The organism is Halorubrum salsamenti, from assembly GCF_007671685.1.
Lineage (GTDB): Archaea > Halobacteriota > Halobacteria > Halobacteriales > Haloferacaceae > Halorubrum > Halorubrum salsamenti.
This window is the reverse complement of record NZ_VCNL01000013.1, coordinates 17,163-27,296: the sequence shown is the minus strand read 5'-3', so window position 1 is coordinate 27,296 and position 10,134 is coordinate 17,163. Positions and strand designations below refer to the sequence as shown.

Below are 10,134 nucleotides of genomic sequence, written 5' to 3'. Positions count from 1 at the left end.
AACCACCTCGAAGCGATGGGCGAGGTGGACGCCATCGCCCTCGACAAGACTGGTACCCTCACCAAGGGCGAACTCGCCGTCACCGACGTCGTTCCGGTGGGTGACACTACGGAGGACGATCTGCTCCGTCGCGCCGCTGGGCTGGAGCAGCGCAGTGAGCATCCCATTGCTACGGCGATTCTCGCCCGTGCTGAGGAGGCGGGCGTGGGCAACCTGCCCGACCCGACGGGTTTCGAGAGCCTCACTGGGAAGGGCATCCGCGGCGAGATCGGCGGCGAGACGTACTATGCGGGCAAGCCCGCGCTCTTCGAGGAACTGGGCTTCGACCTCGCTCGGGCACGCCGCGAGACGGACGGCGGCGTTATGACGGAAGAGGCGACCGAGGGCGAGAACGGGGCGTTCGCCGAGGATGCCCTCTCCGCGCTGGAGCGGGAGGGCAAGACTGTCGTTATCGTCGGGACGGAGTCGAAACTGCTGGGTGCGATCGCCATCGCCGACGAGGTTCGCCCGGCCTCGAAGCGGGCCGTCGAACGCCTGCACGAGCTGGGCGTCGAGCGCGTGGTGATGCTCACCGGCGACAACGAGGGCACCGCCCGCGCAATCGCCGAGCAGGTCGGGGTCGACGAGTATCGCGCAGAACTCCTGCCCGACGAGAAGGTCGACGCTGTCGAGGAGTTACAGGCAGAGTACGGTGATGTCGCGATGGTCGGTGACGGCATCAACGACGCGCCCGCGCTCGCCACCGCGGAGGTCGGCATCGCGATGGGCGCGGCCGGCACCGACACCGCTCTCGAGACGGCCGATATTGCGTTGATGGGCGACGACGTCGGGAAACTCCCGTACCTGTACGACCTGTCGCATACGGCCAACGGGGTGATCCGGCAGAACATCTGGGCGAGTCTCGGCGTGAAGTTCCTGCTCGCGCTGGGCGTGCCACTGGGGCTGGTCAGCGTTGCGTTGGCGGTCGTTGTCGGTGATATGGGGATGAGCCTCGGTGTCACCGGGAACGCGATGCGGTTGTCGCGAATCGAGCCCGATCGGTTCTCCGACACCTGACTCTGCGGCGGGAAGTGCGGGCAGGACGCTCCTCTTTCGCGACTTTCCTGCGCTCTATCGAGACAATTTGCAGTTTGTCTGGGGCAGTAGAGACTGAGCCCCACCGCAGGCTCTGATTTGATGCCCGAGAATCCAGACGACGATCCACTCCACGATTGCGAGTTAAGTCCCGACGCAGTCCTCGGGACGCGCACCTTCCACGATGTCCTGTTCACTGACGATACCGAGACGCCGGTAAACGTGCTCACCGGCGAGACACCCGCACATTCGCAGGCGACCGTCGAGGAAGCGAAGGCGTTCGCTACGAGTATCGATACGGACACACCACAAATCGCGCTCCCGGCCTCTGTCGAGACGCAGATCGAAACCCAGAGCCAACCCTACACGGCGGCCGCGTTCTTCCACTTCAAGGCGACCGGGTCGCTCGAACTGCACCGTGCCTACCACGCCGCCTACGACTCCGACGCGTTCAGCACCGACTTCGAGGCCGACTACGAGTCGGGCGACCTGACGATCACCGTCGAGCAGACTGCCGATTCCTGAACGCGGTCTCCCGAAGCGAGGTTTTTCGAGCGCCGGCGATGGGTGCCGGCGCACCGAGCAGACAGCGCCGAGCGGCGCCCGGTGAGTCGGCACTCCGAGGTGAACCAGATGCATATGGTCATCTACGCGCTGGTGGAAGCACCGACACAGCACGACGCCCTGGTCGAGGGGAAAGCAGTCTTCGACCGTCTCGTCGGCGCGAATCCCCACGGCTGCGCCGTGTTTGATTACTACGTCACGTTCGATGAAGACGACACGACGGTCGCCGGGAAGGCCCGCTGGGGTGACCTGCCGACGGCGGCCCCCATCAACTCAGAGGAGGGCGGTGAACTGCTCGACCGGGCTTGGAAGGCCACGAAAGAGGAGTTTCAGCGGAATCTCGACCGCGTGAAGGAGGCGCTCGACGAGCTCAGCGACGAGGCGATCATGCGCGACGAGGACCTCGCCCGCCACGCGTTCCACCAGGTCGGCGCGTACGAAGGGCCCTCAATCCCGATGTACGACCAGCACGCCCAGGGGATTCGGCATCGAGGCCAGCTCGACCGAGTCCTCGAGGAAGACGAGGACAGCCAGACGCTCTGGATCGTCCCCGCAGACGTTCATTTCTGACCAACGATGCCACGAATCACCAACTGGTCACGAGAGAGTCGCTCACCAACACTCGCGTATCGAAACACCGAGACTGGAGCGCGAGCTGTTCTACACCGGGCGCCGGATTCATACCGGTACAAGTGGCGCGGAGCGATCCTCGTCGACGGCTACCCGATCTGGTCGCGAGGCTTCGAGACGAAGGAGGCGACAACGTTCCGGGATGCGCTTCGGGAGCGGCCAGCGCCCGAACTGAACTGTCCGGAGTGTCCAAACGACGACGTCCTCGTCGGTGAGAAGACAGCTGATGGAGCGACGGTACAGCGCTGGTACGACTGTCCGGACTGTGGGTACGAAGCCCCCTCGCGCATCGTCTACGGCCCTGAACGCTGAGGACGTACACACGCAGGGTGTTTTTCGGCCGGGGCGGAGAGAGTGACCCGGTCGAACCGGGTCGGTCCAACAATGAGTCTCGAAGTACTCGACCGACACAGCGAGGCACTGTTCGAGTTCCTCTGGTGTCCCGTCTGCGGGCAGGAAGTGTTCACCCACATTCCCTTCGAGGGAGTGTTCTGCAAGAACTGTAACACGCAGGTCGTCCTCCAAGAGTCTCGAGAAGACCGTGGCTACGAGGAGGCTGTGCTCGCGTGCTTCGACACCGACTCAACGTGGAACCTTCACGTCGACGAGAAGCTCCGCCGCGACCTGCCTGACGGCTCGGCACGGGCAAAAATCCTCGGTGCACCGGGTGCCTATGAGATCGACTGGTGGAGTCCAGCACCTGGGGAGGATTGGGAGCCGGTCGAGCGTGGTGAATTCGACGACGTGGAGGAACCAGACGAGGTGTCACATCTCGCGTAGCGGATTGCAATCCCGCTACGACTGTGTGGTGTTGTTTCAGCGCCGGCGATGGGTGCCGGCGCACACGCGCCGGCGAGTACCGATGTCGACACGGAGCCAACTCCGATTCGTCCAACGAGTCGAACAGACCGGTGAGACAGATGGCAGCGCCGACCGCGTCGCGCAGGTGTACCGGCATTCGGACGGGTATCCCGGGAGCGTCCTCCGGGATCTCGCACAACTGAAAGAGCTTCTCGATGCGACCCGCGCAGAGCGGGGACCGGGCTACACGGCGGCGACCTTCGTGTTCCTCGACAAGCTCTCGACGGTCGACCTCTACCTGGATGGCGACCCAGAGCGAACGATCGACGCGGCTCAGCCAGCGGATCTCCTCGAGCCGTCCAATATGGAGCACCTGGACCAGCCGCTGTTCCTGCTGGGCCACGGCGTCGAGAATCCGGCCGACGGCATCCACGGCGACGAGGAGTACCTCTACGTCGTCGAACTCCCGACGGAGAACCCGTTCGACGAGCCGACCGAGTGGACAGTCAAAGTGAGCGGTCATTCCGCATTCCCGCGCTGGGATGGGCCGACCGAGGAAGCCTTCGAGCGGGCTAGCTGGCAGTTCCACGGCCCGCTTGAGCACGCGCTCGAAGAGCTGGTCGCTGAGCCGGCGTGAACACCGAGGCCGCTTAGATGATGCCGCCGATGACGAGTAGTCCGACGATGAGCAGCAGCGTCGCGACCACGCTCCCCCCGGCCAGCCACTTGTTCTCCATCGCCTTTTCGTGAAGCGGCATTTCGGCGTACTCCTCGCGGAACGCCTCGAGATTCTCCTCGTCGTAGAAGTACTTCGTCTTCAGCGCGAACCGTTCCGTCACCGCACAGCCCGTACAGATCGACTCACCTTCCAGCCGCTCCGTTTTCGTGTGGCTGGTGCAGGCGATCGCCCCGCAGTTCGGACAGTACGTGTACGTTTCGTCGATGCCGCTCGTGTCACAGTGGACGCACCGATGGATGCCGTCCTCGGCGGTCATTCGTGAGGGGCCCGCCGCGTAGTACTCATAGGGATAGGTGTACTTCTGGTGGTCGGTGGTGTGCCGAACCTCGGGAAGGTACACCGGCTCGATCGACTGGACGGAGATGTCCGAGCGGTTCGGCTCGCAGGTCTTGTTGTAGGTGACGTTGTTGTCGCCGGTGTAGGTGACCGTTTTCGTGTGGTGCTGCTGGAGCCGCTCGACGGCCCACTCCTTGTACTCCGTCTGAGTCTGGCCGAACCGCCGCTCCTCGACGTCGTCGAACACCTCTCCGAACTGCTCGGCGTCGAGATCGACCGTCGCGTGGAGGTTCTCGGTGACCAGCGTCGCGACGTCCTCGTCGACGACCTGCGGCTGCCCGCGTTCGGCGTGGGCAACGAATCGCGTCCGATCGTTAATCCGGTGGATGACGCCCACCGACGTCTCGAAGACGACGTTCGTGTCCGCGGTGACCGCCACCACCGGCCGGAACGTCACCGATGAGTGTGGGTCTGGGAGGTCGGCGGCCTCGATGTTCTCGACGTCGCGGAACGCCTCTTCGACGGCCGCGTCGACGTCGGCGGCCGGGTCGTAGGGACGTAGCGTTTCGTCGCAGAGAATCTCGATGCGACCGTTGTAGAGGTCGAGGCCGATCTCGTCGGCGATCTCCCGGAGGTCCTCGCCATCGAGCAGCTCGATTGGATGGGGGTCGTCGTTCTGCTGGAGGCGGTCGGCGTACTCCTGAGCCGGGTTCGTGAACCGGCCGGTCGTGACGACCATCCCGCGTTTGGGGCCGTCGAAGTCGAAGGTCGCGATTGCTGAGTGGAGCTTCTGGACGACCGGCCGTCCGACCGTCCCCGTGTGCTTGCACTCCACGATGATCGCGCGCCGGGTGCCGTCGACGACCTCCTCCATAATAACGTCGCGACCCTCGTCGGCGGTTCGGTCGGCCTGACGGACGTTCTCGTAGCCGAGATTGCGGAAGACATCCTCTATTACGTCCTCGAACTCGAACCCTGAGAGGTCGTCCAGTACAGCCATTCCGATATACCTGGACAGTACGTTGCAACTGTCAAATACGTTGCCGAACGCTTCGCCGTCCTGTTTATGAACCCCCGAGAGGGGTGCGGGGGTGATCAAACGAGCCTCCCGCGAACCAACCTATGAGTGGAATCAGCGACCCACGCTCACACGTACAGTCACGGACCACGGCTGATCCCGACGTCATTTACGTCGGTTACCGTCGTCGAGGCCGCGCCATCGTCGAGAAGCAATCAGACCAACAACAGCTCACGCCAGAGCGGAGTCTCGAGCTGGCAAATCACAGTCCTTCGGGCTTCGAATGGGGATATGGTGGCAGCGGGCCGGCCCAACTCGCACTCGCCCTCCTGCTCGATTACACCGACGATGAGGAGGTAGCGCTTTCGGAGTACAAGGCGTTCAAGACCGAAGTAGTGAGCCAGCTAGAGTGTACAGGACCCGACGGCTGCTGGCGACTCACCGGACGCGAGATAGATGCTACCCTTCATGAGATAGTCGACGACCCAGTTGCACCGTCCGTCAACTAACGATCACAGAGCGCAATCAATGTCAGAACACACTCAGCAGCCTCGTGTGGACTCAGAATCGCAACAGAACCGTGAGCGTCAGGTGCCAACCGAGTACGTCGAGCGAAGCGATGTCGGCGTCTCACTCACCGTCAAACTCACTCGCGGTACTGGCACCCGCGATCAAGACAAGATCACGGCCAAAGTGAAGGGTAAGACGCTCGAAGACGCCCGCGAGGATATGGAAACCCTCCGCGAGTATATCCACGACCTCGCTGAGGACACTCGCCAGATCCAGCCAGCCGACCCACACGAATAGTACTTTTTTGACTATTGCACAGAATTGTGTAGCCGCAGGATGTACGAAGTGTGCGGTGAGAAGGAACTCAAGGTTATCCTCGCGCTTGATCCAGGCGATTCCATCTCAGGCGTCGCGCGGAAGATCGACGAGAACCGGGAGACGATCCGTCGCGTCGTGAATAGCCTCGAGGAGGCGGGATACGTCGCGTACGACGATGGGCTTCATCTCATCGATCAGACGCTCCGAGACGCCGGTCTCGAGTTCCTGACAGCGTCAGCGGACATCTCGCCGCCGTCAATCTCAGAAGCCTATGTCCTCCCGCAGTTCACGGGGATGGAGTATGCATACACTGGCATCGATGCGGTCTACGTCTGGACTCGCGGTGGCTACCAGGTCGCTCGCGACCCAGAGGACTATCCGCTGTTCATCGCCGTCCACGAGTCTGACCTCGATGCCTGGACGGCGTTCTTCGATCGGTTCGAAATCCCGACTGCGGAAGAACGCCTGCCTGCTGCCGACCTCGATGGTTCGATACAGGTGGTACTCAAGCCGCGGCCACAGATCGAGGCCGAGATGGTCGACGGACGGCCTGTCATCCCACTCGAAGAAACTGTGGCGTTCGCAAACGAGCACTACGCGCACTTCCAGTCAGCGCTCGACATGCTCGGCCGTATGTACGACAGCGTCGACACTGACGCGAACTACCGCCAAACTGACGTGGAGTTCTGACAGGAGATTTCTTCGACTGGGAGGGGCCTGGCCGCTGTTTGTTGCCGCCTTGAGAGAGCGGAGGCGAACAAAAATGAGCGATTCGTCAGATCTATCCGTCGAATCAGACGCTCTCACACCGAAACAGCGTCTCGAACCGCCAAATACCCGTCTCATCAATGCTGGTATCGCGACGATTCATGACATGGAGACGCTGCGAGCCTGCGTCGCCTACGAGAATGCGAATCAGCAACGGATCCCGATTCTTCGCCGGCTCAAAGATCGGGCCAGCGAAATTCGCGCAGAAGACAATTGACGCAGCACTCGGGGATGTCTGTCGGAGCCTCGGTGGGTGGAGGCTCGAATGAGATGAGCGATCAAGCCGAGATCGAAATTCAACGACAGACCGCATTCGGCGACGATGGCCAACTCGAAGTAACTGAAACGAGCGTCGAGACCTCACTCGAGGACTTCGGTGCTGACGTGGATCATCGCGACCGGGATTCACGTCTTGATCGGCCCGAGGCCAGTGTGTTCGGCGTCGACGATCGACCCGCAGTTGAGCAATCAACCGAAGGAGATCAGTCAACACTCTTCGCTGATACGGACGAGGATCAGCAGACCCTCGCTGGCGACGATGCAGCCGCTCGCTGTCTATTCGAAGAATAAACAGTCCCTATTGATTAGTTATCTGTAGAAATGTTATAGTTTGAACTATAATAGTCTGAGTTCTAACTTTGAAGCGACGCTGAGGGGTTAATAGCCGGTGGTAGTTTTTCGACCCCCAGCAGGGTGCGGGGAATCCGAACGCCCGCATGCAACCGATGGAGATGAATTCGACTACCGACCCACGAGCAGTCGTACAGGATGCGAGTGAGCGATGGCAGGCGAGTGCAGACTGCGTTGAGTACGTCGGAATGCGTGTCGACGGAACGCCAGTGGTCCTGAACCTCACCGCACACGAACGCCTCTCCCCAAATCGAAGTCTCGGTCTCGTGCGGCATAGCCCGGCGGAATTCGACTGGGGCTATACGGGAAGCGGACCGGCACAGCTCGCCTGTGTGCTCCTCCTCGATTACACCGACAACGAAACTGTCGCCCAGCAACACTACATCCAGTTCCGCAACGACGTGGTCAGTCAGCTGGTGTGTGATGGCCCGGCCGACTGCTGGCACCTCACCGGGGAGGATATCGAGGCGGCACTCGCCGAATTCGAAGAGTACCGAGCACTCACGCCAGATGGTGGGGCGCCGTCATCGTCACTGCCGGCGAATTGGAGTGCGGTGAGCCGGACAGATCGGACAGTCTTCCAACGTCGAGATATCGACCACTACGTCGTCCGCGCCAAAGGGAGCGAAGAGTGGTTGATCATACTTTGTGCGCAGGGGGACCGGGCGTATCCCGCCCCGCTTGACCATCGAACACTTCCGGTCGAGAACGACCCTGTCTCTGCCGTTCAGGCACTCGTCGCTGAGAGTAACGACCTCGTCGAGCCAGAGGAGGCCAACTGATGGAGAAATTCCGACTTTCGCGAGCAACGTACCAGCTCATCGAACGCGCTGTCACGGCGCTGGAGTGCATCGGCCGAGAACTCAAGCGATACAACGACCGGCACGAGCGAATAGCTGGGAAAGACACAGACGAGACGAATCCCGGCGAATCATGACTGGCGAAGCGACGCTTGATGACTTCGAGAGCGAGACATCATCCGGAGAGTCCGGCTCGCTCTCACTGGAAGAGCGACTCCTCACCCCGATCTCGCCGTCAGTGGGACTTCGGCTGATTCCCGGTCGTGGTGATCCGCTCTATCTCCAGAACCGGGGCACTGAGCGGTATCTGTTCCGCGACGAGCACAACCGATGGTTCATCCTTCAACCCTCGGCGAAGGACTCAGAAGAGGCGTTCGTCCGCTGGGTGTATCTCCCAGCAGACCGGCCCGAACGGCTGGCACAGTCGGCGCTTCGTCGACGGACAGTGATCGGCTATGATTACGTTCAGCGGTCGGCCGCACCAGATCCAGTCAGATCGACGGTGACGGCGATGTTCGTCACGGAACCGTGGTCCGACACCGCCTACGAGTGTGGGTCGTGTGAGGCGCTGTTCGACACGGCACAAGAGCACGCCCTGCACTGCTGGGACGCACATCCGTGGGTGCCGAATCCTGAACAGGTGCGCCGTCGACGCCACGCCGACGAGTGAATTGAAGAGCCGAAGCCAGGTGTCGAGACCGTCCAGATGTTTAACCAACAGTACTGGATTCGTGGGCGGGGCGTTGGTTAAGAGTGGTTGTTTTTGCGCCCGTGAGAGGGGCGCAGGGCGCGTGATGAGAGCGCCGTCGCGAGCGACGAATTCGATTTCGAGGTGACTGCAATGAAAGACCCAGAATCCAGAACCGTGTTCGCTGGCGTCGACGGACGAACCGATACAGAACTACCCGACTGGTACCGCCGGAAGAAAACGGTCGACGAACCGAAGTCCTTCGCCGAGACGATTCGTGACCTCCCGCAGGCCGTCGAGACGACAGTCGCATACCGGAATCCCTACTCCGACGAGTGGGTCGAAACGGAGCGCTTCAACGCCCTGGTCGAGCCGACAAGAGCGCGCGACCACGCGACAGACGGCGAGCCCGACGCAGACCCACTATTTCACGTCCCCACGGACAGTTACGCGATCATCAACCCGGTGGATGTGTACAGGCCCTTGGAAGAGGTCCTTCGCGAGGAGACCATCGACGGGTCGCCGCTCGGGAACGTGATGTTCGGCGAGATCCGGCGCTACCGGGGCGGCGGCGAGGTCCATATGGACGTGATGTTCGACGGCCTCGAAGTCCGGCTGCCCGGGCGGTCAGACCCGATCACGATGGGCGTGACCTCCGGCTACGACTTCTTCGGTGAGCACGCCGTCTACGTCGAGGGATTCGCTCAGGACGGGTACTGCTCGAATTCGATGCGCTCGCTCACCGACAAGGAAGTCATCAAGCACGTCGGGGACGTTCGGGACTTCCGGACCTGGTGGGAGGAGATTCTCGCCCAGGTCGAACTCGTCGCCGACGACCTCTTCGAATTCATCCGAGATGCGCAGGAGATCGATCTCGAGTTCTCCGAGCTCCCGTTCACCGTCACCGAGTTTTACAGCCTGCTGGGATTCCCGGACTATCTCGCAGAGCGTGCTGCCGAGGATGCCGAGGCGAACGCTGCGTCGCCGTTCGAGATCGATATGTGGACGCTGCACTCCGGCGCGACGTACGCGCTCACTCACTTCTTCCAGGGCAAGGAGGGTGCGTCGCTGGACGGCTACGTCCGCACGGCCAACGACATCCTGTTCAACCCCGAGGGTACCATCGAGCGCGTCGAGCGAGCCTACGAGGAGCAGCTCGAGGCGGACGGCGACGACGGGTCGCAGGCGTCGCTCGCCGGCGAGCGTGCGCTCGCGAGCATCGAGCGCGTCAGCGATGATCTACAGGAGAAGGTCGACCAGTTCGAGGAGCGTGAAGATGCGCTGCGTGAGCGGTTCCAAGAGGCGATGGGCTGATTGT

The 10,134-nt window shown here is 62.0% G+C and carries 16 protein-coding genes; 15 read left to right on the top strand and 1 reads right to left on the bottom strand.

The annotated features are described in order from the left end of the window. From FGL94_RS17730 to FGL94_RS17705, 6 genes are all read left to right on the top strand, one after another. A partial coding sequence (locus FGL94_RS17730) for a heavy metal translocating P-type ATPase (RefSeq protein WP_144928054.1) occupies positions 1-1,056 on the top strand: 1,056 nt, incomplete at its 5' end. A 120-nt stretch (positions 1,057-1,176) separates the two neighbouring features. Next, the gene (locus tag FGL94_RS17725) at positions 1,177-1,599 is read left to right on the top strand and encodes a hypothetical protein (RefSeq protein ID WP_011222452.1); all 423 of its coding nucleotides are present in this window, start codon (positions 1,177-1,179) and stop codon (positions 1,597-1,599) included. A 108-nt stretch (positions 1,600-1,707) separates the two neighbouring features. Next, positions 1,708-2,208 carry a PX domain-containing protein gene (locus tag FGL94_RS17720; RefSeq protein ID WP_011222453.1) on the top strand — a complete coding sequence of 167 codons (501 nt, stop codon included), beginning with the start codon at positions 1,708-1,710 and terminating at the stop codon, positions 2,206-2,208. Between the two features lie 6 nt (positions 2,209-2,214). Beyond that, positions 2,215-2,580, top strand: a complete 366-nt coding sequence (locus FGL94_RS17715; protein WP_011222454.1) for a DUF7568 family protein — start codon at positions 2,215-2,217, stop codon at positions 2,578-2,580. A 72-nt stretch (positions 2,581-2,652) separates the two neighbouring features. Beyond that, positions 2,653-3,048: a DUF7567 family protein gene (locus tag FGL94_RS17710; protein WP_011222455.1), complete on the top strand. Its 396-nt coding sequence runs from the start codon at positions 2,653-2,655 to the stop codon at positions 3,046-3,048. Positions 3,049-3,130: 82 nt separating this feature from the next. After that, entirely contained in the window at positions 3,131-3,706 is a 576-nt protein-coding gene (locus FGL94_RS17705; protein WP_128904646.1) for a hypothetical protein, read from the top strand. 13 nt (positions 3,707-3,719) lie between these two features. Here the strand turns inward: FGL94_RS17705 and FGL94_RS17700 are convergent, their stop codons facing one another. Beyond that, complete coding sequence (locus tag FGL94_RS17700) at positions 3,720-5,084, bottom strand: restriction endonuclease (RefSeq protein WP_128904647.1); 1,365 nt, start codon at positions 5,082-5,084, stop codon at positions 3,720-3,722. A gap of 122 nt (positions 5,085-5,206) precedes the next feature. Here FGL94_RS17700 and FGL94_RS17695 point away from each other — a divergent pair, with 122 nt between their 5' ends. The 9 genes from FGL94_RS17695 (at position 5,207) to FGL94_RS17660 (ending at position 10,130) form a co-directional block, all read left to right on the top strand. After that, on the top strand, positions 5,207-5,611 hold the full coding sequence (locus FGL94_RS17695) for a DUF6166 domain-containing protein (protein ID WP_128904648.1): 405 nt from the start codon (positions 5,207-5,209) through the stop codon (positions 5,609-5,611). Positions 5,612-5,630: 19 nt separating this feature from the next. Further along, complete coding sequence (locus FGL94_RS17690) at positions 5,631-5,909, top strand: DUF7389 domain-containing protein (protein WP_128904649.1); 279 nt, start codon at positions 5,631-5,633, stop codon at positions 5,907-5,909. A gap of 39 nt (positions 5,910-5,948) precedes the next feature. Further along, entirely contained in the window at positions 5,949-6,620 is a 672-nt protein-coding gene (locus FGL94_RS17685; RefSeq protein WP_128904650.1) for an IclR family transcriptional regulator, read from the top strand. Positions 6,621-6,693: 73 nt separating this feature from the next. After that, the gene (locus FGL94_RS17680; RefSeq protein WP_128904651.1) at positions 6,694-6,915 is read left to right on the top strand and encodes a hypothetical protein; all 222 of its coding nucleotides are present in this window, start codon (positions 6,694-6,696) and stop codon (positions 6,913-6,915) included. Between the two features lie 53 nt (positions 6,916-6,968). After that, entirely contained in the window at positions 6,969-7,268 is a 300-nt protein-coding gene (locus FGL94_RS17675; RefSeq protein WP_128904652.1) for a hypothetical protein, read from the top strand. 155 nt (positions 7,269-7,423) lie between these two features. Further along, entirely contained in the window at positions 7,424-8,110 is a 687-nt protein-coding gene (locus tag FGL94_RS17670) for a DUF6166 domain-containing protein (RefSeq protein ID WP_128904728.1), read from the top strand. Beyond that, a complete protein-coding gene (locus FGL94_RS18480; protein ID WP_164932745.1) occupies positions 8,110-8,265 on the top strand; it encodes a hypothetical protein in 156 nt (51 codons plus the stop codon). The genes FGL94_RS17670 and FGL94_RS18480 overlap by 1 nt, the downstream gene beginning before the upstream one ends. After that, the gene (locus FGL94_RS17665) at positions 8,262-8,798 is read left to right on the top strand and encodes a hypothetical protein (RefSeq protein WP_128904653.1); all 537 of its coding nucleotides are present in this window, start codon (positions 8,262-8,264) and stop codon (positions 8,796-8,798) included. The genes FGL94_RS18480 and FGL94_RS17665 overlap by 4 nt, the downstream gene beginning before the upstream one ends. A gap of 171 nt (positions 8,799-8,969) precedes the next feature. Beyond that, entirely contained in the window at positions 8,970-10,130 is a 1,161-nt protein-coding gene (locus tag FGL94_RS17660; RefSeq protein WP_128904654.1) for a hypothetical protein, read from the top strand. Positions 10,131-10,134 lie beyond the last annotated feature (4 nt).